Consider the following 21561-nt stretch of genomic DNA (forward strand, 5'->3'; position numbering starts at 1 on the left):
ACCCACGAGGCTCAACACCACACCCACCACACCCACCACTGGGCTAATGGTGATCCTGGGATTCCAAAGTGTCCGCCGCAGTCCGCAACGACTCCGAATAACTAGTCAACAAACCAATCTTGGCGTTCACCGAATCATTCACCCACGCCATCTGCGCAAGGTATCCACCACCACCGTTGGCGAAGTTATGACCCACCGAATCATCACCCCACGGCGCACCCTCACCGTCGAGACTGGCGCGCAGTGTCGACATCACCTGGCTGATCCGTGAACTGACGTTCGCGAGGTCTGTAGCGGTGGAACGCAGTTCGTCGGGTGTGACGTGAAACGGTTCAGTCATCAGTTCTCTCCTTCACAATCGGATACACCACAGCTGGCTCCCGGGGATCGTCGAGCGCATCGCTGGACCGCGACTCACCCGGGGGTCCGGTGAACGCACTCAGCCCAGCGAGGATGTCCCCGAACTCGGGCACGTCTACCAGAGCTGCGGATAGCCGGGTAATCGTTTCGCGCCGTTGAGTCACCGGCATCACCAGCGCCGCCGACCGGCGGTCGACCTCGTGGGCGGCGGCCTGTGCCGCGCGGGTGATGTAGTCGGCCAGATCGGCCAATTCGAAGTCGTTGAGGTAGGAGTCGTTGATGACAACCCCGGTGAGGACATGCTGCGCGTCGACGCTGACCTCGACCATGCCATCGGCCACCGCCGCCTTTGCCGCCAGCGCGGACCGTTTCTCGTTGAACTTCGCCAGTTCTCGCATCTGGTCGGCGACGAGCGCCCCCAGGTCCTCGACTTCGTGGCGCAAAGCGTCGTTATCCACCACTACCTCCTCTACCCATCTCCCCACCGTGTGTTCTCATGCCTGCGCTGTGTGCGCCCATGCGCGGATGTCTCCAGTCATCGCGACGCGCAGAATTGAATGATTCGGTCACTACGCAGCTGCCGCAGGACCGCGATGTCATCGCAGATGAGTCGGTCGATGCGTTCACGTAGCGCCGGCTGGGTCATCGGTACGGCGTAGGGGGCATCTGGTGTGAAGACGTACTCACCGTCGTCGATGACGCGGATCCACAATACCGATTGTTTGGTCCGCTCCAGCCCCCAGTTGCGCGCTGGGCGCCAATGACTTTGCACCGTTGCGTAGGCCGATACCTCCTGTTCGGTGATCATGACCTCCGACGGTGTGTCCATCGGCTGAAAGATTTGGATGTCGTTGGTGTCGAAGTCCGGCTGCGGCCGCGGCCGGTATTTCGGAACGACGATCCGCTGGTAGCGGCCGGGTTGGGTCAGCGGGACTGCGTCACTGACCGCCGCACCCAAATCGAACGGTGAAACCGCCGAGACATCGATCACGTCGGAATCGGGCCGCTGCTCCAGCACAAACCCGAATTGCCCTTGACGACAAGCGATCACACGTCCGCTGGCAGTGTCGGACGGAATGTGCTGGACGTGGTACTCGACCCGGATATCGGCGCCGAAGTACGCGGCCACACACTCACCGAAGACGCTCAGGTCCCCGTGATGGAGCCGATCCGGCACCGTCGTGCGGTAGGCGCGCGCCGCGTCGTCACTGGCGAAACGCGTGGGCTGGGTGAACCGGAACGGATACGGCAAAACGTCGCGACCGTAATACTCGCAGATGGCGTCGAAGTCCACCAGATCGATGGCCCCGACACTTCTGAGCGACACCGAGTTCACCTCTGCACCATCACCATTGGGGCTGCCCCCGAAAAGCCCCGCCGCCGATGGCGATCCCGTGCGGATTGACCGGCGGCGATCAGCACCGGCGTTGAGGCTGGGGGCGGCGACCACCGCTGCGCGGTCATAGCTCCAGAGTCCACGGCGCCGGTCGCAGCGGATTGGTGCTGGGCTGCTCGGTGTCGGGCCGCTCAGCACCTGCGCGCTCAGAGCTTGGGCGCTGCGAACCTGCGCGCTCGGCGCTTGGGCGCTGGGTGTTGTTGTGACCATCGTCGCCGATCACGGCGACCACCGCGTCGACGTCGCCCAAGACAACCCTCCCGTTCTTCTTGCGGCGCAACTCCTTGTTCGGCTTGTGTTCCTTACCCGGTGCTCCCCGCTGCCCGCCGCTGGGACCGCCGCCGCCCGGACCTGCGCCGGCACCGGGCCCCCCGCCGCCGGGCATCCCCCCCAACGGAGCACCCGTGGCTGACTGGCCGGCAGCAGGGGTGTCAAATCCCCTGGAGGGCGCGACCCCTGAGCCCGGTGGTGCCGACAGGTCCCCCCCGCGCGGACCGAGCCCGGCGCCGCCCCCGCCGCCCCCGCCGTGGGGGCCCCCAGCTGGCGTCAGGGCGTTGAGCCCCTTTGGGCCGAGGCCGAGCGCCCCCTCGGGCGGCATCGCACCGGCCGGGCGATTTTGCGCAGCGCCGGCTGCCCGTTGCAGCGCCTCACCAGCGGGACCCAGCGCGCTTTGTGCGCTTTGCAACGCGGGACCCAGGGCCGCGGCCGCAGCAGCGGGACCACCACCAGAGTTCGGTGTGGCGGCCAGATTGCTCAGCCCCGAGGCGGGGCCGGTGGACCCACCCAAGCCCCCAGCAGGCGTGTTCAACAGACCACCCGGATTATTCAACAAGCTGCTGGGATCATTGAGCAGGCTGCCCGGATTATTGAGCAGGCTGCTGGGGTCATTGGGCGATCCAGCTGGCGTGGTCAAGGAACTGCCGGGGCCGGTGAACGGGTCACCGGGCGCACCGGGTGGAGCCGAAAGTGGTTGGGTCCCAAGGTTTGGATCGAGCCCGCCGGCCCCGGGCGCGTTCAGCGTGTCATTCAACGGCGCCAGGCCGGGACCCCCTGACGGCGAGATGCCGGGATTGTTGAACAGCGATGCACCCGATGGCCCCGCGCCAGGGCTGAACGGTCCCCCACTAGGCCCTTCCAGCAAATTGGAGGGGGGACCCGTTGGATCGTTGGGTCCCCCCGGCGGGGTACCGGGCCCACTTGCCTTCGACAGGTCGGGCGGCGCCGGTGGAGGGGCGGGGACGTCTTTGAGGTTCGTTGTTTGTCCGGAACTGAACGCCGGGTTGTTCTCGCTGACGTATTTGACGCCTCCGCCGTAAACATTGTTCAGCACCGCTTGTGCGTAGGAATCGAAGTCGTGGTGGATTTGGTCGGCCAATTCCGGGTATGTATTCAGGTTGTTGCGGTACGTGTCCTCGACGTCGGTGAGGTAGTGCTTGGTCGCGGACAGGGTCTTGGCGAACACGTCGCTCAGGTAGGACATGATCAATGCGCCATTGGCCACCGTTTGCGGCTCGATGAATGACTTATTGACATTCTCCATGACGGCATCGTGGGTCTTGCCCTGCCAATCGCCGAGTTGTTCCTGCGCGGCGAGCGCTAGCTGGAATTTGTTCAGGTTGGCGGTGATCGTACCGGCGATGTTCCGCCACCCGTCGCGATGGCCGGGAAGAGCATCGTCGTCCGCACCCTGCATGGCCGCAAGGGCATCGTTATAGGACACGTTGCGCAAATCTTCAAGAGTAATGGAAAACGGGCCCTTCACCTCGGTGTTGCTGTTGAGGAGCTGCCCGTCGGTATTGGGCGACTTGACGCCCCCATTATCCAGAGGGTTTTTGTATGCAGGAGCATCTGGGACCTGGGGGTCCTGAGGGGCCTGATATATCTCCGTCATGACTAGGAGGGTTTCGTGTTATCCGGAGTTGATCAGGCGATTGGCGGCTTTTTTCACGGTTTCCGCGAGGGTGTCGAGGTAGTTGTTGTAGTTGTCGATCGTGGCCTCAACACCCAGGGGACCCTTGACGTCGAGTATCAGATTGTCCTTGACTTGGTGCGCGGATTGGAATGAGCCGACATTGCCGAACGACTCCAGCGTCTGGCGGATCTCGCGAACCGCGAAATCCATGTCGGCGCGGTGGTCGTTGATGAGTTGGAGGTATTTGTCGCGTGTGGCCTCGGACAACTTGAGATCGGCTTTTCCGTTGTCCTTGATCGTGTTCATGTTGTCCGTCAAATCAGAGATCGCCATCTATTTCCCATCTGTGTGGCTTTCGGTGGGTGGGGCCCGGGCCTGCGGTCTCGACAGTGCCCGGGCTCCACCCCGGTCATCAGAACGCTGAGGCGTTCGCCCGGTCCATGGCTTGCATGGCTTCTTGTTGATCGGCGGCCGACCGCTGAGTGTTGGCGGCGTTGTTGACTGCGTCGTCGAGCATCGCGCTCAACTTGGCGTGCGCGGCATCCAATGCCTGTGCGCCTTGACCTTCGTAAACGGTCATCAGCGCTTTGAACACGTTGTCGATGTCGGCCCGTGCCTCCTGAATCCCGTTAAGGGCTCCCTGCACGTCACCGATCGAGGCGTGGTTGGCACCGAAGTTGTACAGAATTTCGCTCATGGGTCGTGCTCCCTTTAGCCGTTGTCGAGGTTGGCCACCGAGCGGACGTGCTCGGAGCCCGTTTCGACGATGTTGTTCAACGTGCTGATGATCTGATCGAAGTCCTCGTGCTGTTGCGCAGAGGTCTTGGCGTAGGTGGTGGCGCTCTGGCCGTGCCAGGACGACGCCAGCATGGCGTCCTGGCTGTCGCGGATTTGGGTCAGCTTGGCGACCGCAGCATCGCGGGCGGCATTGATCTGCGCGATCTTGGCATCGGCCTGATCCTTGGTCAGTGACAGTGTCATTGGACTCGCACCGTTTCCCTTTCTGATTCATTGACTATCTAGACGAGTTGTTGAGACGAGTTATCTGGTGTTGCAGGACAGGGTTATTCGGCTCATGACTGCGATATCTGCTAGGAGTTCTCCCATCTTTGGTTGGAGATCTCGACGAGCTGACCGATCGCCTGGCCTAGGGCGTGATCGGAGCCCGCCTTCAGGGTGGTCCATAGCTGCCCCGACGGCGACACACTGGGCACCCCGATGATGCGCCCACGACCGGTGTAGAACACCGCGGTCGCGCCCGGACCGCGCCAGATCCTGCCCTCTCCGGCGGAAAGCCGGTAGTAGACGATCTCGGCGAAAGCCTGCCGCGACGCCAGCGCAGTGCCGAGCAGCATCGCTGCGCGGGGTTCGGCTCCCAGGGCCCGAACACGATCGGCCAGGCCGGTGGCGTCATGGGTGCCGCACAGGCTGTCGACGATCTCGTGCAGCGGGGCTCCGACTGGCGTGATATCAGCGGGCCGACAGCGCGGGAGTTCAGCCATCAACACCGAAGCCACGCTCCGTAATTCGACGCTCTGCCCGATGATTCGCAACAGGACGTCATCGCCCACCCGGCGGGCGAGCACGCACAGCTGCCCGCAGCGCATCACCGCGACCCGCGCCATGCCCTGCGGCGTGACCAACCGCATGGCCAGCTCACGATCGGGACGCGCCAGTCCCTGCAATATCGCCACCAGATCCGGATGCACAACGCCATCGACGATCAGGTTGGCAGACACCAACTCTCGGGTCGCGGCGGCCAACCCCGCCTCACGCCCGCCGATGGTGGCGTGCGCCGAGCGCACCGCCAAAACGATCGGAAAGTCAACAACACCCACACGCAACGCCGCCGCCCGCAACTGCTCGACGGTGAGGGCGAACTGGTCGGTCAGCGCGGCCGTCACAGCGTCAGGCCCTTGTCGGCGCCGATCACCGGCGGGGACACCCACCGATCAGACACCTGCTGCAGGGTGCGTTCCGGGTCCTCGGCATATGGAGCCGCTTCGGGCTGGTCGGGCCCGACGAGGTCATCGAAGACCGAGGTACTCGGGCCCCAACTGACATCGGACACCACGAACGGCGCATCGCCGGGCCCCGCCGCCGGTAACCACGACCCACCGGACGGGGACGGGTATGCCCCCGGCTCACCGCCACCGTCGAGGGTTGCCGGCTGCATGGACGATTGGTGTTCGCGGCTGGCGCCCGCACGGCCCAACGCGGCCATCGGGCCGTACCCGCTGCCGGTGGGACCCGCACCGGCAGCAGCCGATCCGCCGCCGGCAGACCCGGCCGTCTGCAACTGTTTGGAGGCGCGGCTGGAGCTGACCTCGCGAGCCCGAAACGGTGCCAGCGGAGCGGGCGGCATGCCTACCGCACCGCCGCGGTCATGACCGCCACCTGCAGCTGCTTCCTGCTTCGCGGTGATCGCGGTTCGCTCCGCGGCCAGTGCTGCACCGTTGGACACCTCAGGCGGCGGGGGCTGATCCCACGGTAGGGCGACCCCGTCGCATGCTTGTTCGTATTGATACATCACTGCCGCCGCGTTGGCCTGATCGGCGGTAGCTGCCTCGTCGAATTCGGCGAACTGCCCGTGCAGGATCGCACCGTTGTAGGCCGCCAGCGATGCCATCACGTCGTGGGCCGCGCGGGCCTCGATGGCCTCGGACACACTCGGCATCGCCAGCACGGCGACGCTGTAGGCGACGGCGACCTCCTCGGCGCGCTGGCCGTTGCCGACCGCGTTGAGGCTGACATTCTGCAGCCACCGGCCGAACTCGTCGAGTTTGCGCACCGCTGCGTCCGCGCCCTGGCTGGCGAACGCACTCTTGATCCTGTCGACGACTTTGTCGTATTCCTCGGATACGCTGGCCAATTCGTTGGCCATGCGTACCCAGGCGGCGCCCGCCTGGCCGACCGACATCGGCCCTGGCCCGTCGGTGAGGTCACCGGCAAGCTGCTCGGTGCTGCGCGACTCCCATGCCACGTTGGTAAAGCTCATGCCCTGACCTCCTTTCCGTTAGAGGGCCTGCGGGGTCAGCGGTGTTGACGGATCAGACGGTGAAGTCCTGCTCGGCCGCCGCGACATTGTTGGTGTGCGCCCGTAACGTCGCAGCGACCGCACGCATCTCGTGGGTGCCTTGATCGGTGGACCTTGCGAACCCGGCCTGTACGTCGTTGAGGGTCGAGGCGACCCGCTGGGAGACTTCGTCGCGAGCGGGGGCAGCGACCGTGAGGTTGGGCGCCTCGGTTTGCATCAGCCGTTCGATGCGACTGGCCAACTCGTCGAGTTGGTTGGTCGCATCCGCTACCGCGAGCGGCTCAATCCGGTAACCATCATTGCGTGTCACGCCGAAACTCCCTTTTCTAGATTCCCAATTCGAGGTCTGAGGCGTCGGCGGTGTCCCGCTCGCCGATCACCGGCGGGGCGACCGTGCCGAGATCGCCGAGCACCTCATCACCGTGGTCGGAGGTGTGCAGGAACGCTGCGGCGTTGTGACCGCGGTCGGCACCAGCCCTCGCGCCGGCCCCCATAGGGGCACCGCCGGTCATCGGTCCTGCGCTCATCGCGACGGGTGCGCCCTCGCCGACAACACCGCGCGCGCTCGCGGAAGCCGGATCTGTTGCCGGAGCCGTCGACGTCGCAGCCAAGCGTGTCTGAGTTCCTGCATTGAGCCCGCCGCCAGCCGGTTTGCTCCCTGCCCCGGCGAGCGCCCCCTTGGTGGGGCCCGCGGCACCCGCCGGTTGATCATTGGGGCCAGAACCATCAGAGGCAGGAGGTTGGCGGGTCGCTCCGGCCTGCACCGCGCCAGTCACCGCACTTACGCCCTCCATCACCGGCGACGCAACGCTCGACGCCAGTTGCACCAGCGGGCCGATCGCCTGCGCACCGAGTCCCGCAAGAGGCGTCGCGGCCACCGGAGCACTGAATGCTGCGGCGCCACCGCTAAGTTCGGGTGCAGATGTCACATCGACCGGGGCGCCGACCGCGCTGACGTGGGCGGCCTGAGCGGCCAGCGTGGTTTGCGTCTCGGTGATGGCCTCGGTGGCCTCGGTGACGGCCTCGTTGGCGGCTTCGATGACCGCCGCGATACCCCACGGAAAGACGATGTTGGGGCCGATGGCCGCGATCATCGCCGCGAACTCGTCGACGATCGCGATCAGTCGCGTCTGAGCCTGCGCGACGCTGGCGGCCGCCGTGGTCAGACTCTGACCCAAGTCAGTGGCCTGACCGGCTAGCTGCGCCCCATCAGCCAACGTGGCGCTGGTCTTGGCACCCGCCGACGTCGCGGCCAGCCCCTGCCACACACCACCCAGCGAGGACACCGCTTGGCTCACCGACTGGCCCGCCGACTCCAGCGCCTGCGAGATTCCGCTGAATATCTGCGTGGGGTCGGTATTCCCGAACTGACCGGGGCCCAACGTTCCCAGCGCATCGGTCACCGGCCGGATCAGTTGCGTAGGATCCATCGGATTGACTGGTCCGGACGGTGTTTCGCCGCCCGGACCCGATGCAGGAGATGCGGCCTGCCCGGCAGACGGCACTCCCAACCGTGAAAGGATCTCGTGGACCGGCCTATTGAGGTAGTCGGCGAGATTTGCCTCTTGCGCGTCGAGCACCGACGTCGCTTCGGATCCATTCAGACCATGTGCCGACTGGCCCGCAGGACTGACGGGTCCGGTCGAGGATGTGGGGGTCATTGGACCCGCGGTGCCGGTCTGCGTTAGTACCACCGTCGTCGCCCGACGTCATCCGTTGTCGGCGGCGATGAAGGACGTGCGTGAAACCTCGGTCGCCCCAGCGATCGCCGAATGCACACCGGACACCAGCAGCGTGCCGGTCAGGTTTCCGTCCTGCGCCGGGCCGTAGGCGGCCAGATAAGACGCCCCGATCGGTCCCAGAGCCGCCGCCGCGGCACCCAGCATGCCGGCCGAATCCGCCGAACCCGCCGACGAGATCAGCTCTGCCGCGGCAGCGTTGGCGGACGAAAACGCGCCGAGCCCAGGCGGATCGACTGACAGAACCATCTCGTACACCTCCATGTCGGGCGGTATCGCGTTTCATTTATATCGCATCAAACCCGTTGTCGCACAACGTCAGTATCGCACCTCACACCGCGGGACGGCGGCGCGTTCTGTTGCTATTCAATGGCCCCAGACCGCTCTTCTCGACGGCTCTGCATATGGTGGCATTGCCAGACACAGGCTGAGCGCGAGATCTAGCAACGTAATCGTCACTCAAACGAAGCCGATCGCGACCGCCACACGGCGCATGGCAGGCACTCCATCACCGACCCCGGCCCATTCCGATAACCCCGCGGTGCATGCCCACAGGGAGCCGGCCGATACGCCACGCGGGCCCGCTTCCCGTTCTGAGACTCTGCGCGGGTGAACCAGAAGGTGCGAGGACCCACACGCGGGACTGCAGCATTCCTGACCGCACCCACCGCGCCGCGATATGTGGCTGTGGCGCAGCCGGGTTGACGTCCAGGATCGGTGACACATTTCCCCACCGGGGTACGAACTTGAACACACGCCGACCGGCACGCGCGCACCGCGGTCAGGCGCCTTGGAGTATCACTACTAGGAGTGCCGCACCCACCCGGGATTGAGGTTTCAGCGCTACCTTCCAGTGATGCCAGAGGATTCAAATGCTTTGGGCGAGTTCCTTCGCGTCCGTCGCAGTCTCGTGCGGCCCGCGGATGTCGGCATCCGCGACGGGAACAACCGGCGCGTCCCTGGGCTACGCCGCGAGGAGGTCGCCATGCTTTCCGGCATCAGTACCGAGTATTACCTTCGGCTCGAGCAGGGCAGAGAGCGTCGGCCATCGGAGCGGGTGCTTGGCAGTCTGGCACGCGCGTTGCAACTCAACGGCGATGCCGCCCAATACATATGCGATCTGGCCCGGCCGGAGTCTCAGCGGCGCCAAATTCCCTCGCAACACGTGGAACCCATTCTGCAAAGCATGATCGACCGATGGTCGTTGACACCGGCATACGTCCAGGGCTCCATGCTGAGTGTGATCGCCGCTAACCCGTTGGCTCGCGCTCTCACACCCTTCTTTAGCCGGGGAGTGAACCTACCGCGGGCCACTTTCCTGGAGCCCGAAATGCGACAGATCATCCAGAATTGGGAGACCATCACTGCCGCTCAGGTGGCGTGGCTGCGCTTCTTCCTCGGTGCCGAAGGGACTGCCGACCCCGAGCTACTCGACATCGTCGACGAACTGTGCAGTGCGAGTGCGCGGTTCCGCACTCTCTGGTCTCGACACGAGGTAAAACAAAAGACAACCGGCACGATAGTGTTCTGCCACCCTCAGGTGGGGCGACTAAGCCTGATCTATCGGACACTCACCGTTCCCGAAACCGGGCAAGTGCTTGTCGCTCATGACGCTGAAGCCGGCACGTGTTCTGAAGAACGTCTGCACCGACTGGCGAGGCTGACCAACCAGCGGACCTGCGATGTGGCCCGTCCGCCGCCGATGACAGCCCGATAGCCACGCCGACTGAGGGCCCTGACTGGCTAGCAGGCTGCCGGTCCGAACACCGTTGTGTCGCAATGCTTCGTGTGACCCGGATCAGTGCGCCTTCAATTCCATTTGGGATTCCCGAGAACGCGCGTTCGGACCGTCACTGAGGCGGGTGAACCGATCGAACGCTGCGGCCGTCGACTTTCCGGCTGGGCTTCACCGACACATCGAGGTCGACGCCATCGAGTATCGACGCGACGCTCGTGCACCCGGTGCGTGCGCGGTCGAGTGGAAAGGCGATGGCATGCTCGATCCCCGCGGTGGGCAACCCCTCGGGAGGCGGGCACAACGCCTGCCCCGCGGTAATGCCGTCGGTGAGTATCTCAAGGCGCGGCGAAACGCGGTACGTCCCGAAGACGTTGGACTGCCGCTCGGCGCGCGGCGCCGTGTTCCGGGGCTGCGCCGCGAGGAGCTCGCCACGCTCGCCGGCATCAGCTCCCACTATTATCTGCGTATCGAGCAGGGCCGCAACGACAATCCGTCCCCTCGGGTGCTGGACGCCCTGGCGAAGGCATTGCGGCTCGATGCGGCGGCGACCGCGCATCTGCACGAATTGGCACGGCGGAAGTATCGCCAGCACAGCGCGCCCGAGCGCGTCGGCGAAGGGATCGTCACACTCGTCGACCAGCTGACCATTCCGGCATTCGTGGCCGGGCGATACCTGGACGTGCTGGCGGCCAACGAGCTCGCCCGAGCACTTTCGCCGACCTTCACGATCGGCCACAACCTGTTGTACCAGTTGTTCCTCGATCCCGCCGAACACCGACTTCACGTCGACTGGGATGCCGCCACGGCGGGAGTCGTCGGCGGACTTCGGCAAGGCGCCGGTTCTGACCCGGAGGACCCGCGCCTCACCGCGATCGTGAATCAACTCTCAACCGAGAGCGAGCGGTTCCGGATTCTGTGGTCGCGCGCCGACGTCGGGTTCCGGCCGGCAGGTTCAAGTCACTTGCGTCATCCGCAAGTCGGGCAACTGATTTTGCGGCGAAACAGATTCAGCATCCCGGACTCCCCAGGTCAGTATCTGCAGACCTACCATGCTGAGCCCGGGACCGAGTCGGCGGACAAACTCACCGCTTTACAGCGGTGACCGCCTGGCCTAGGTGCAGCCCGATGGCCACATCACCCACGACGTCAGGCCGCCGAATCATTCGGGTTCGGCGTGGCCGGTGAGACGCAAATTTGAATGTCGATCCTCGGTTGTGGACAGAACGCCACGGCCAATCGCCGAACGTCGTTGCGTTGCGCCACGAAAGTGGCCTCCGTAAAACCCGTCACGCGGCGATGACGAGCCAGGAGGGGTGGGTTTGGCCAATGCATTTCACCGGCGCGACGTGTGACAAGGGCAACAACGTCGGATGATCGGCTGCTCCTGATCGTCTTAACTGACGACAGATTGACTCACGACAGACTTGGGAGGCGGACATGGAACTGGGGTTGAAGCTTTTCGCAGAGGGATTCGCGCCGGGCGAATTGGTGCGACAGGCGGTGCTCGCCGAGCAGGCGGGGTTCGACTTCGTTGAGATCAGCGACCACTTCCATCCGTGGCTCGATGCGCCGGAAGGGGGCGCGGTGCAAGGGCACGCCGGGTTCGCCTGGTCGATCCTCGGCACGATCGCGGCGCGAACGGAGCGGATACGTTTGGGCACCGGTGTCACGTGCCCCACGGTGCGGTATCACCCGGCGATCATCGCTCAGGCAGCGGCCACGATGGCCATCCTCTCCGAGGACCGGTTCTTTCTCGGCATTGGATCAGGTGAACGTCTGAATGAGCACATCGTCGGCGGCGGCTGGCGCAGCGTGCGGGTTCGTCACGAGATGTTGCGGGAGGCACTGCAGATCATCCGACGTTTGTGGATCGGCGGGTTTCACTCCTTCGAAGGCAACCACCTGCGGCTCGAGGATGCCCGCATCTACGATCTGCCCGAGACTCTTCCCGAGATCATCATCGCCGCTTCAGGTCCCAAGGCAGCCCGAATCGCCGCCGATCACGGCGATGGCATGTTCGTGACAACGCCCGACGGCGCGCTCATCGACACATTCCGCAGCGCGGGTGGCGCCGCGACGGTCCTTGGCGAGATGTCAGTCGGCTTCGACGAGTCGACCCGAGCCGGACTCGAGGCAGTGGCGCGGACGTTCCGTTGGAGCGGTTTGGGCGTGGCGACCGACGCCGAAATACCCCGTCCCGCACTCTTCGACCGAGCGTCACGTTTCGTCAGGCCCGCAGACCTGGCCCCGTCGGTGGCGGTCGGTCCTGATCCCGAGCCGTACCTGGCTCTCGCCGCGAAGTACGCCGCTGCCGGGGTAACGGGACTGTCGCTGTTGAACGCCGGGCCGAACATGGATGAATTCGTCGCCTTCGCCGGCGAGTGTCTACTGGACCCGATCCACGCTCTCACATCCGCGTAGCTCCCCCCCGAAACATCCGACCTCCGCGCCGCGATCGGGCCAAGAGGTGCACGGGCGGCTGGCCTGGAAGCGGTCCGGCGGCGGCTTCGAGTTTCGGGCTCGCGGCATCACACGATCCGAGAAGTTCCCAAAAGCAATGCCATCGAACTCAGCGAGACCAGTTCTGACGGAGGGACATCCAGATGACAACCGATTCGTCCTCGAAGCACGATCTCAAGGGTCGGGTCGCCCTGCTCTCGGGTGCATCCGGTGGCATCGGCACCGCGATCGCGCGCCGGCTCGCCGAGGAGGGCACGGATCTGTGCCTGTCCTACGGCCGCCACGCCGACGCCGCCCAGTCGGTCGGGGGCTACGCCCGCAAACTGGGCAGGCGGGTCACCGTCGTCGCTGCCGACATGTCGGATCCACAGGCGCCCGCGGGACTGGTAGCGCGCGCTCTCGAGGAGCACGGTCACGTCGACATTCTCATCCCCAACGCGGGCACTGCCGACATAAGAACCTGGCAGAACACCGATCTCGCGTCTTGGGATGCCACCCTCGCGATCAACTTGACTGCGCCGTTCCTGCTGGCGCAGCAGGTACTTCCCGGCATGATCGAGCAGAAATTCGGCCGCATCCTGTTCATCTCATCGGTGGCTGCCATCACCGGGGGCGTGGTGGGCGCCCATTACGCGGCAAGCAAGGCAGGCCTGCACGGCCTGATGCATCACCTCGCGCCGCGCGTGGCGGCCGACGGCGTCACCGTCAACAGCCTGGCGCCCGCGCTCGTCGGTGCGACGATGATGTTCCCCGTTGATCTGGACACGACGATGTTTCCCGCCGACCCAGAGACGGGCATGCCTGGAGTCCAGATCCCGGTTGGCCGCGTCGGTCGTCCCGACGAGATCGCCGATATGGCAGTGGCAATGCTGCGGAACGGCTATCTGACCAACAAGGCGATAACACTCGACGGTGGCATCGTTCCGCGCAACTGAACCTGGCCTGACGCACGAAAAACCGTCACCAGTCCGACGCGATCAGGCTTGAACCGACGATAGCGCCGACTCGTTCGGCCAAGGTAGCCCTGCCGGTCCCAGTACTGCGGGTACCTGGCGCACCGGTGCCGTTCGTGCGATCGTCAAATGCATGACGAATGAACGCGTCCTGGTGACGGGCGGCTCCGGGTTTCTGGGAGCACATTGCATCGTTGCCCTCCTGAACGCCGGATACCGCGTGCGTTCAACGGTCAGATCACCGCACCGTGACAAGGACGTTCGAGAAATGGTGGCCGCCGGTGGGGCCGAGACCTACGGTCGGCTGCTCAACGTGCAGGCCGATCTGACCTCCGACGGCGGATGGGCTGAAGCCGTCGACGGTTGCGACTACGTCTTGCATACCGCCTCCCCCTTCCCTCGCGATGAACCGGCGACCCCCGATGAGGTGATCGCTCCCGCGCGGGACGGCGCGCTACGGGTAGTGCGCGCCGCCCGCGATGCTGGGGTGCGCAGGGTGGTCATGACGTCATCGTTCGCCGCGGTCGGATTCGGCCACACTGATACCGGGCGTGAGTTCACCGAGGACGACTGGACCAACGTCGACGCGACCGGCCTTACCACCTACATCAGGTCAAAGCCCATCGCCGAACGCGCCGCATGGGAGTTCATCGGCCGCGAGGGCGGCGACACCGAACTCACCGTGATCAACCCGGTCGGTATCTTCGGTCCCGTCCTGGGCGAGGACTTCTCCGCTTCTGTCCAGTTGATTGCGATGATGATGAAGGACGGTGCTGAGGCGGCCCCGAACTTGGCATCACCGATCGTCGACGTCCGAGACGTCGCCGATCTCCACGTGCGTGCGATGACGCACCCCGCAGCTGCCGGGGAACGCTTCATTGCCAGTTGTGACGATCCGCCGCTGACCATGCGCGAGATCGCATACATGTTACGGAAGTGGACGGGTTCAACCGAGCCCGCCGAAGCGCCGGTCGTCGGCGAAAGCCCGCGCCCGTCGAACCAGAAGGCGAAGTCGACCTTGGGCTTTGCACCCAGATCTGCCGAAGAGACGCTGGTGGCCACCGCCGAGAGCTTGGCAGCGCACTTGAACCTCACTCACTGATCAAACAGCACGATTCGTCGGAGACCAATGAGCACACCACATTTGGCGTCTCGTGGAGGCCCATCTGCGCCACCCATCCGCTCCGAGTCTCGAAAAGTCTTGGTGTGGAACATTTCACGGCCATGACTGCGTCAGCGCGAGCGTGATCGAGGCCGCGCGGCGATCATCGGGCCCATTCCCGCATTTCCCATCCCATGACCGACCGGGCGGGTTGCCACCTGCTCGGAAGCATTCGGCAGAGCCCGTCATCCCACACCGCGCGGGCGAATACGCAAGATGCCAAGCATAACTCGACGCGCGCAGGTAATAATGTGGAACCGTGACTCCCCCGAAGTGGCCCGATCCGAATGCGTCACCGCCGCCCCGCGCGGCGGTGGTATCGACGGCGAACCCAGATTTGATTCCGCCGATACGACTACACATCCATTGCCCAACGGCGCGCCGAGTCGCGGTGACTCGGCAACCCTGACCGCACGGCCGCGATGGTCGGCTCCGCGACCGCCGTCATCGGAGGGCGAATGGTGGAACCTATTCGCTGGTGCGCAGCAGCCCATGCGCAACCGCGGGCGCGTCGGCTACTCGATCGGCATGACGGTCATTGTTGTCATCGCCCTCGTCGTTGCATACCTCGTACTCTGGCTCGTGTCCGATCCGACCGGCCATGAAACACGCTCTAGCGCAATATCGCTGGCGCCTACTGCCGATCGAGGCGCCGAACACCGGCTCATGCCTCTCCTCCCCTCTGGTTACGCGGGGAGCACCTGCGCGCCGGCCGCGACGCCCGACGGTGCTTTCGTGCAGGTAGCCTGCGGTCAAAGCATTGATGCAGGCGGACCGACATCGGCCTCCTTCACACCCCTTCGCGACGGCACGACCCTTGCGGCCGCTTTTGATCAGGTTGTGCAAAGCCTGCGCATCGTGAACTGCCCAGGCAACGTCCAGTCGCCAGGCCCCTGGCACACGAACGCGACCCCAGACCGCAGCACCGGTACTCTGGTATGCGGTCTACGCGGTGGGATGCCGACGGTGGCGTGGACCAGGGATGACGAGCAGCTCGTCAGCGTTGCCGAGGCAGCACAACATGGTTCGACACTCGAGGATCTCTACCGGTGGTGGTCGGCGCAGTCCTGATTCGCAAGGCCGAGGCCCTTCTCCATGCTCACAACGTGCACGGCACACGGCGTGTCTTCCTGAGCGGCTGCCGTATCGGCCTGATGCCGAGACGCATCCTGCCGATCAGCTGCCAAACGGCGATCTCGCAGGTGTGCTACGACGACGGCGACCATGTTGCCGACATTGCCGCGGAATCTCCTGCGGCACATTATTCGGTTAGAGGTTGCACCGATCAAGCTCAGTACCCGATCGACGGCAGGTAGGCGCCGCGCGGTTCATGATAGAGCCCGATGGTCATGAGGTTCAACGTGTGCACCACCCTCAGCCCGCGCGCCAGGCACCAGCGAAACATCTCCGTGTTGCGCATCGGCAGAATCAATCCCGGGCCGCCGATGGATGGAGCGGCTCCGATTAGGGCGCACAGATCATCGTTGGTTTCAGCTACTGAGTGGGCAAAGAATCCGATGCCCGTCGTATAACCCGTAATTCGGCCATTGTGTTCCACCACGCTCGCCACTTGCTGGGTGACCGATTCGCGTAGTTCACCACCCCGATCGTGTCCGTGCGCCATGACGCACAACGCATCGCATGCCCCGATATCGTCCTCGGTCGCTGGCCGAACGACGCAACCTTCCACCTCAACGCCGAGGTGATTACCTTGAAGTGTGACCAGCGGTTCACGAACCTCGAATCCGAATTTGGCGTAAAGGCTCAACGAGCGGTTGTGGTAGGCGGCCTGGACCAGGCGGACACCGGGTACACCCTGTAGCTTGGCCCGATCGAGAACCGTTTCCAGCAGCGCTGTTCCGACTCGACGATCTTGGCTGTCCGGCTCGACAGTGAGTGGGCCGACCGAAGCGATCGTCGATCGCTCGTCGAGGTAGTTACTGCCTACGACACGACCGTCCCGTTCTGCGACGACGCCGAAGAACTGCGGATGACCGATCAGGGCCGAAACCGCGTCGGTCGCCGCTGCGACCGAAGGGAAGTCGCGCACAAACCGATGGCGATGAGCGATCGCCGCAAATGCGTCATGGCAGATGCGTCCGCAGTCGTCGACATCGTCAGCTCGTGCCGCTCGGATCAATAGGGCTGGTGTGTTGGCTTCGCTTGTCATCTCCCCGCCCCGTCTCTCATCGATCTCGACGCCTAGCTTCCATGGACCCCACCACGATAGAGCGTATTCAGCCGTCATGCCGTCGGCCGTATGTGCGTGTGAAACGCCTGTGTTGCCAGGCGAAGTGGGGACCTGCACGAGTAATGTCTTCGGACGTGGCGTGGCTGGGGTGTGACGTAGGTCCTTCGGTCGATCGCACGGGACTTTGCCGTTGTAGTCTAACTACCGCGATCACCAAGTCCCGCAAAGCGATAACGGGAATGTAGGGCCGACTCTCAGTGTTCGAAGACTGAGTGAGCACCCGTCGGCCCTCGGTCAACGATCGCGTTATCGCATCACCGCACACGTCGAAGGTGTGCCATCACGAAAAGGGTCCGCCCATGAATGTCTTGAGATCTCGCGTGGCATTGCTGCTGATCGGCACGATCGGCTGGCTCGCGCGGTCCGCAACTGCACCCGCCATCGCGGTGATACTCATCGTCTCCCAGGTGGTTGTTCCCGATGCGGCCGCCGCTCCGTGTCCGGATGTCGAAGTGGTCTTCGCCCGAGGCACATTCGAGGCGCCAGGTGTCGGAGTAACCGGGCAGGCCTTCATCGATGCTCTGCGCGATCGTTTGGCCAGCGAGTCCGTCGAAGTATATCCGGTGAACTACCCAGCATCGCTGGACTTCGCGAGAGCAGCCGACGGGGTGGCCGACGCCAGCACCAAGGTTGTCACGATGTCCTCGAGTTGTCCCAGCACGAAGATCGTGCTCGGCGGCTACTCGCAGGGCGCGGCGGTGGCCGCCTACACGACAACCGACACCGTGCCCGCCGAATTCGTATTGCCTGCAGGCATCTCGGGCCCGATGCCCGCCGATGCCGCGAAACACGTCGCCGCCGTCGTGCTGTTCGGCAAGCCATCGAGCGGGTTCTTGAGCATGATCGACCGCGACGCACCTCAGATCACCATCGGGCAGCGGTATGGAACCAAGACCATCGAGTTGTGCGTCCCCCAAGATCCGATCTGCTCCCCCACTGGCGATGACCAAGCAGCGCACGGCGCATACCCCGTCAACGGCATGACCGACCAGGCCGCCGGCTTCGTCGAGCGTGCCCTCTCGTCGCGCACCTGACCTACCGAGGACCTCGAGCCGCAAGACCGGTCGGCTCGGCTGCCGTCACGAGTGCTTCAGCGCTGTTGACTTCGTCAACCAGGAGAGTGTTCGGCCCGTGACCCACTCAAGTCGAGCGCAGGTGCTGAGGCCGTCGTGCATGCGGTCGCTGTTGTGCGCCCTGTCGACTCGCTGCACACGAACCGATACTGGGACTGCCAGTCCCAGTAGGACTGCCGCCTTGTTGCTTTTGGTTACGACGTTGATGATTGCTGACATGGATGATCGGCTCGTTCGCACACCAGTTCCGTTGTGGCGCAATCCAGATTGCGCCCCGATTACTCGATTGATGGGCTTCGATGCGACGCCAACCAACGTCGTCGCGGAGCCGCCAACCAAACCGGAATCGGGCAATCCGTCACCGGACGGCGCCTAGTCAAGTCGCGCTGCCTCGAGAACAGTGAGGCCGGGTCTTCGCGCGAGCGGAGGGCGGGCCAGGGCTTTCCAGGACGATCCCTATTCGTACGCAGAGTTTGCAGGGCGGTGCAGCCGTTATCGGTCATCGCTTGCCCTCGGTGTCGACGTCGGCAGGGATGAACAACGATGGGCTGTATACGAGTCACCCAGGCGTTGCTGTTGTCTAGGTTGGGCCGTCGGCGTGTCGACAAGACGCCAAGTGTGGAAGGTGATGCTGTGGCCAAGATTTGGTTTCGTCTGGTGACGCTGGCGGCCTTGTTGGCGATGCTTGCGTGGCTGGTCGGACACGAGACGTGGGCCGGCTTAGCGGTTGTGGTCGAGGGTTACATGTGATCGCCGCCCGGCCGCTCCGGTTTAATACGCGTCAGTTCAGGGCCAGCTCGACCAGAAGGCTGAGCAAGAGGCTAGCTGCACGTTCGACGCCCGACACGGGTCGCGTCACGCTGTGAGTTCGCTTCCGAAACCTCTGCCCCGCCGGATCATTCGTCTGGGATGAGACCTAGCCCTCTTGCCTCAGCGGCGAGCCACGATCGAATTTCAGCGTTGATCTTCTCGGGTTCGTCGCGAAACACCCAATGACCCGCCCCAGGAACGGTCACGAGGCGATAGGACTCGGTGAACCAGTCCCACAGGTTGTTGAGAACCTTGAGCGAGAAGTATTCGTCCTCGAGTCCCCACACGATCAGCGCCGGCGCCGGACAGATGAACGGAGAGCGGTCCGGCGGATCCGGTGCGCCGTAGGGCGGCGCGGGATAGCCCATCTTGTAGTAGTTGAGCATGCCGTCAATCGGTGCGGATTGAAGGTACTCATTGATCGCCGCGCGCCACCGGTCGTCGCGGATCGTCCGGGTGACGAAGGCGATGTCGAGGACATCGCCCTCCTCATGGGCGAGGTAGTCAAGCGTGTATTCGGAGAGCTTCTGCTGCTCGGCATCGTGATTCACCAGGTGCAGAAACGGCCCCAGGATCGGTGAATTGAGGATGATCAGACCGTCGACACGGTCCGGGTAGGCCGAGGCGAAAGCTTGGCAGAGTACGCCACCCCAGTCATGCCCCGCCAATACAGCAGCGCCGATGGCGAGATGATCCAGGACGGCCCCGATGTCCTCTGCCAGCGCGGGAATGGTGTAGTGGTCCAACCCCGACGGGATGGAGCTAGGAGGGTAGCCGCGCAGGGTCGGAGTGATGATCAAGTGATCCTTGGCGAGTTCCTCAACCTGATGTACGAACGTGAGCTCATTGTCCGGGAAGCCGTGCTGAAACAGGATTGCACTACCGCTGCCATAGCAGCGGTAGTGAATCAGGTTGTCCCCGCTCTTGGCAAAGCCCTCATCGACCTGCAACGGTGCCAGACGGTGGGCGATTCGGTCCGCTAATATCGACATCATTGAGCCTTCCGATCGTGGGCAGGCGTCCAGCTATGTGGTCTGCGTTAGAAAGCCCAGAGCCAGTCGGCTGAATCTTTCCGGGTATTGGAAGAGAAAAGCATGACCCGAGTTACTGAAGATCGCGGTGGTCGACTCGCCACCCACGCGTCGCGAGGTCTCGAACGCCTGCGCAGCGTCTTCCATCACGTCGAACGCGCCGGCGGTCACCAGCAGCGGCACCGTGAACGTCGCTAGACGATCCCAGGCGGATCCATGTCCGTTGTTCCAGTCGGCGATGGCCTGCCCCTGCCGTTGCCAGGACTCCTCGCTCACGGTTAGCGTCTCACCGGACTCGTGATGGAAGAACCGGCCGAGCGTCTCCAGACCCTGGGCGCGGCCGTCCTCGGTGTCCGGGAAGAACAGGTAAAGGATGTCGTCGACGTCGGGTTCCGACTTGGCGCGAATCTGTTGCGAGCGAGCACTTTCCTCCGGACGGATGCTCGCCTCGCCGGGGCCCGAGCCCGCGATCACGATCCGCCGGAACAGCTCCGGGTGGTCCAGTCCAAGCAGCTGGGCGACGAAACCTCCCATCGACCAGCCGATCAGGTCCACCGTGCCCAGTCCACGTGCCGCGAGAAAATCCACGATGCCCTCGGCCATGTCGGCGATCGAGGATGGGGCCACGCCGTCCGTCGACCCGACTCCCACATTGTCCACGGCGATGACGCGCCGCTCGTCGGAGAGCAGCTCGAGTAGTTTGGGATCCCAATCGTCCACCGTGCCCCGGAACCGTTGCAGCAGAACGATGGGGATGTCGCCGTGCGGTCCGAATTCCCGGTAGCCATACGTGGCGAGCTGGCCGGGTACCTTGTGAAGTTGTGCGCTGTCGGCGCGGTAGGTCGTTGTCATGTCGGTGCCTTCTTTCTTCTATCGATGGTGTTAATCGGGAGCTGACGCGCTAGAGCGCGGCAAGCGCGCCGTCGACGCGCAACACTGTGCCGTTGACAAATTCGGAGGCGTCTGATGCCAGGTAGAGAACGGCTTGAGCGATTTCGGCGGGAAGTGCGATGCGCCCGGCCGGAATGTAGGAGGACAGCCGTTCTATGTAGCCCGGGTTCTCCGCATCGAGGCGCTCGACCAGCGTGGTGCGAACAGGTGCGGGCGCAACGGCATTGATCCGCACCCCGGATGTGGCGTAGTCGATCGCAGCCGCCTTGGTCAGTCCGATCACGCCGTGTTTGGCGGCGATGTAGTGTGCTTGCTCCGGGATCGCGCCGAGGCCCAGCACCGAGGCGGTGTTGATGACCGAGCCAGATTTTTGGGGCACCAGCACGCGAAGCTCAGCCTGAAGGCAGTTGAATACTCCGGTCAGGTTCACCGCGATCACGCGACCCCAGTCCTCGGCGTTCAGATCGGCCGTGCGCCCCACGTCGCCGGAGATGCCGGCATTGTTGTGCGCGACGTCGAGTTTTCCGTAGCGGCGCAGTGTCTCGTCGATCAGATGCTGGACCGACGCCCGATCCGTGACGTCGGTGGTGATGAAACAGGCGGTGTCGCCGATGATGTCGACCGACTCCTGTCCCGCATGCTCCGATACATCGGACACGACGACGGCAGCCCCGGCGCGCGCCAGGGTGATTGCGGTCTCGCGGCCGATTCCGCTGCCGGCGCCCGTGACGACGGCCACCTTGCCGTC

Annotated in this window: 23 protein-coding genes; 7 read left to right on the plus strand and 16 right to left on the minus strand. The window is 64.3% G+C overall.

The window, feature by feature from the left end; all coding sequences use genetic code 11:
* Nucleotides 1-43: 43 nt before the first annotated feature.
* From HNP02_RS37000 to HNP02_RS37055, 12 genes are all read right to left on the minus strand, one after another.
* Nucleotides 44-340 (minus strand): WXG100 family type VII secretion target, encoded by a 297-nt coding sequence (locus HNP02_RS37000; RefSeq protein WP_184445637.1) that lies wholly within the window; start codon nucleotides 338-340, stop codon nucleotides 44-46.
* Nucleotides 333-818: a YbaB/EbfC family nucleoid-associated protein gene (locus HNP02_RS37005; protein ID WP_184445638.1), complete on the minus strand. Its 486-nt coding sequence runs from the start codon at nucleotides 816-818 to the stop codon at nucleotides 333-335. The genes HNP02_RS37000 and HNP02_RS37005 overlap by 8 nt, the downstream gene beginning before the upstream one ends.
* A 77-nt stretch (nucleotides 819-895) precedes the next feature.
* On the minus strand, nucleotides 896-1687 hold the full coding sequence (locus HNP02_RS37010; RefSeq protein WP_184445639.1) for an ESX secretion-associated protein EspG: 792 nt from the start codon (nucleotides 1685-1687) through the stop codon (nucleotides 896-898).
* 133 nt (nucleotides 1688-1820) lie between these two features.
* Nucleotides 1821-3476 carry a hypothetical protein gene (locus tag HNP02_RS43915; protein WP_184445640.1) on the minus strand — a complete coding sequence of 552 codons (1656 nt, stop codon included), beginning with the start codon at nucleotides 3474-3476 and terminating at the stop codon, nucleotides 1821-1823.
* Between the two features lie 189 nt (nucleotides 3477-3665).
* Nucleotides 3666-4001 (minus strand): hypothetical protein, encoded by a 336-nt coding sequence (locus HNP02_RS37020; RefSeq protein WP_184445641.1) that lies wholly within the window; start codon nucleotides 3999-4001, stop codon nucleotides 3666-3668.
* Between the two features lie 79 nt (nucleotides 4002-4080).
* Nucleotides 4081-4365, minus strand: a complete 285-nt coding sequence (locus HNP02_RS37025; protein WP_184445642.1) for a hypothetical protein — start codon at nucleotides 4363-4365, stop codon at nucleotides 4081-4083.
* Nucleotides 4366-4379: 14 nt separating this feature from the next.
* Complete coding sequence (locus tag HNP02_RS37030; RefSeq protein WP_184445643.1) at nucleotides 4380-4649, minus strand: WXG100 family type VII secretion target; 270 nt, start codon at nucleotides 4647-4649, stop codon at nucleotides 4380-4382.
* 110 nt (nucleotides 4650-4759) lie between these two features.
* Nucleotides 4760-5572, minus strand: coding sequence for an ESX secretion-associated protein EspG (locus HNP02_RS37035; RefSeq protein ID WP_184445644.1), 813 nt, complete (start codon nucleotides 5570-5572; stop codon nucleotides 4760-4762).
* The gene (locus HNP02_RS37040) at nucleotides 5569-6666 is read right to left on the minus strand and encodes a PPE domain-containing protein (protein ID WP_184445645.1); all 1098 of its coding nucleotides are present in this window, start codon (nucleotides 6664-6666) and stop codon (nucleotides 5569-5571) included. Before HNP02_RS37040 ends, HNP02_RS37035 begins: the two co-directional genes overlap by 4 nt.
* Before the next feature lie 52 nt (nucleotides 6667-6718).
* Nucleotides 6719-7015, minus strand: a complete 297-nt coding sequence (locus HNP02_RS37045; RefSeq protein ID WP_184445646.1) for a PE domain-containing protein — start codon at nucleotides 7013-7015, stop codon at nucleotides 6719-6721.
* Nucleotides 7016-7031: 16 nt separating this feature from the next.
* Nucleotides 7032-8366, minus strand: coding sequence for a hypothetical protein (locus HNP02_RS37050; RefSeq protein ID WP_184445647.1), 1335 nt, complete (start codon nucleotides 8364-8366; stop codon nucleotides 7032-7034).
* 48 nt (nucleotides 8367-8414) lie between these two features.
* A complete protein-coding gene (locus HNP02_RS37055; protein ID WP_184445648.1) occupies nucleotides 8415-8693 on the minus strand; it encodes a hypothetical protein in 279 nt (92 codons plus the stop codon).
* Between the two features lie 607 nt (nucleotides 8694-9300).
* On the opposite strand from HNP02_RS37055, the gene HNP02_RS37060 reads away from it, so the two are divergent.
* From HNP02_RS37060 to HNP02_RS37085, 6 genes are all read left to right on the plus strand, one after another.
* A complete protein-coding gene (locus HNP02_RS37060; protein WP_184445649.1) occupies nucleotides 9301-10161 on the plus strand; it encodes a helix-turn-helix domain-containing protein in 861 nt (286 codons plus the stop codon).
* Between the two features lie 145 nt (nucleotides 10162-10306).
* A complete protein-coding gene (locus tag HNP02_RS37065; protein ID WP_309241828.1) occupies nucleotides 10307-11284 on the plus strand; it encodes a helix-turn-helix transcriptional regulator in 978 nt (325 codons plus the stop codon).
* 335 nt (nucleotides 11285-11619) lie between these two features.
* Nucleotides 11620-12603, plus strand: coding sequence for a TIGR03557 family F420-dependent LLM class oxidoreductase (locus HNP02_RS37070; RefSeq protein WP_184445650.1), 984 nt, complete (start codon nucleotides 11620-11622; stop codon nucleotides 12601-12603).
* A 182-nt stretch (nucleotides 12604-12785) separates the two neighbouring features.
* On the plus strand, nucleotides 12786-13577 hold the full coding sequence (locus HNP02_RS37075; protein WP_184445651.1) for an SDR family NAD(P)-dependent oxidoreductase: 792 nt from the start codon (nucleotides 12786-12788) through the stop codon (nucleotides 13575-13577).
* 151 nt (nucleotides 13578-13728) lie between these two features.
* Nucleotides 13729-14697: an aldehyde reductase gene (locus HNP02_RS37080; RefSeq protein ID WP_184445652.1), complete on the plus strand. Its 969-nt coding sequence runs from the start codon at nucleotides 13729-13731 to the stop codon at nucleotides 14695-14697.
* Nucleotides 14698-15597: 900 nt separating this feature from the next.
* The gene (locus HNP02_RS37085) at nucleotides 15598-15828 is read left to right on the plus strand and encodes a hypothetical protein (protein ID WP_184445653.1); all 231 of its coding nucleotides are present in this window, start codon (nucleotides 15598-15600) and stop codon (nucleotides 15826-15828) included.
* A gap of 220 nt (nucleotides 15829-16048) precedes the next feature.
* Here the strand turns inward: HNP02_RS37085 and HNP02_RS37090 are convergent, their stop codons facing one another.
* Nucleotides 16049-16927 carry a GNAT family N-acetyltransferase gene (locus HNP02_RS37090; RefSeq protein ID WP_184445654.1) on the minus strand — a complete coding sequence of 293 codons (879 nt, stop codon included), beginning with the start codon at nucleotides 16925-16927 and terminating at the stop codon, nucleotides 16049-16051.
* Between the two features lie 380 nt (nucleotides 16928-17307).
* Between HNP02_RS37090 and HNP02_RS37095 the strand changes: the two genes are divergently transcribed.
* Nucleotides 17308-18042, plus strand: coding sequence for a cutinase family protein (locus HNP02_RS37095; protein ID WP_184445655.1), 735 nt, complete (start codon nucleotides 17308-17310; stop codon nucleotides 18040-18042).
* A 935-nt stretch (nucleotides 18043-18977) separates the two neighbouring features.
* Here HNP02_RS37095 and HNP02_RS37100 read toward each other — a convergent pair.
* Genes HNP02_RS37100 through HNP02_RS37110 form a run of 3 tightly spaced genes read right to left on the minus strand, consistent with a single transcriptional unit; the run spans nucleotide 18978 to nucleotide 21552 of the window.
* Nucleotides 18978-19886 (minus strand): alpha/beta fold hydrolase, encoded by a 909-nt coding sequence (locus HNP02_RS37100; RefSeq protein WP_184445656.1) that lies wholly within the window; start codon nucleotides 19884-19886, stop codon nucleotides 18978-18980.
* A 30-nt stretch (nucleotides 19887-19916) separates the two neighbouring features.
* Nucleotides 19917-20774, minus strand: coding sequence for an alpha/beta fold hydrolase (locus HNP02_RS37105; RefSeq protein WP_184445657.1), 858 nt, complete (start codon nucleotides 20772-20774; stop codon nucleotides 19917-19919).
* Nucleotides 20775-20823: 49 nt separating this feature from the next.
* Nucleotides 20824-21552, minus strand: coding sequence for an SDR family oxidoreductase (locus HNP02_RS37110; RefSeq protein ID WP_221318438.1), 729 nt, complete (start codon nucleotides 21550-21552; stop codon nucleotides 20824-20826).
* Nucleotides 21553-21561: the final 9 nt, after the last annotated feature.

The organism is Mycobacterium sp. AZCC_0083 (assembly GCF_014202335.1).
Taxonomy (GTDB): Bacteria; Actinomycetota; Actinomycetes; order Mycobacteriales; family Mycobacteriaceae; genus Mycobacterium.

What these genes read in the sequence shown, in the direction of transcription:
- HNP02_RS37000 (WP_184445637.1), bottom strand. Translation starts at nt 340, where the DNA reads ATGACTGAACCGTTTCACGTCACACCCGACGAACTGCGTTCCACCGCT.
- HNP02_RS37020 (WP_184445641.1), bottom strand. Translation starts at nt 4,001, where the DNA reads ATGGCGATCTCTGATTTGACGGACAACATGAACACGATCAAGGACAAC.
- HNP02_RS37025 (WP_184445642.1), bottom strand. Translation starts at nt 4,365, where the DNA reads ATGAGCGAAATTCTGTACAACTTCGGTGCCAACCACGCCTCGATCGGT.
- HNP02_RS37030 (WP_184445643.1), bottom strand. Translation starts at nt 4,649, where the DNA reads ATGACACTGTCACTGACCAAGGATCAGGCCGATGCCAAGATCGCGCAG.
- HNP02_RS37040 (WP_184445645.1), bottom strand. Translation starts at nt 6,666, where the DNA reads ATGAGCTTTACCAACGTGGCATGGGAGTCGCGCAGCACCGAGCAGCTT.
- HNP02_RS37050 (WP_184445647.1), bottom strand. Translation starts at nt 8,366, where the DNA reads ATGACCCCCACATCCTCGACCGGACCCGTCAGTCCTGCGGGCCAGTCG.
- HNP02_RS37055 (WP_184445648.1), bottom strand. Translation starts at nt 8,693, where the DNA reads ATGGTTCTGTCAGTCGATCCGCCTGGGCTCGGCGCGTTTTCGTCCGCC.
- HNP02_RS37060 (WP_184445649.1), top strand. Translation starts at nt 9,301, where the DNA reads ATGCCAGAGGATTCAAATGCTTTGGGCGAGTTCCTTCGCGTCCGTCGC.
- HNP02_RS37070 (WP_184445650.1), top strand. Translation starts at nt 11,620, where the DNA reads ATGGAACTGGGGTTGAAGCTTTTCGCAGAGGGATTCGCGCCGGGCGAA.
- HNP02_RS37075 (WP_184445651.1), top strand. Translation starts at nt 12,786, where the DNA reads ATGACAACCGATTCGTCCTCGAAGCACGATCTCAAGGGTCGGGTCGCC.
- HNP02_RS37080 (WP_184445652.1), top strand. Translation starts at nt 13,729, where the DNA reads ATGACGAATGAACGCGTCCTGGTGACGGGCGGCTCCGGGTTTCTGGGA.
- HNP02_RS37090 (WP_184445654.1), bottom strand. Translation starts at nt 16,927, where the DNA reads ATGACAAGCGAAGCCAACACACCAGCCCTATTGATCCGAGCGGCACGA.
- HNP02_RS37095 (WP_184445655.1), top strand. Translation starts at nt 17,308, where the DNA reads ATGAATGTCTTGAGATCTCGCGTGGCATTGCTGCTGATCGGCACGATC.
- HNP02_RS37100 (WP_184445656.1), bottom strand. Translation starts at nt 19,886, where the DNA reads ATGATGTCGATATTAGCGGACCGAATCGCCCACCGTCTGGCACCGTTG.
- HNP02_RS37105 (WP_184445657.1), bottom strand. Translation starts at nt 20,774, where the DNA reads ATGACAACGACCTACCGCGCCGACAGCGCACAACTTCACAAGGTACCC.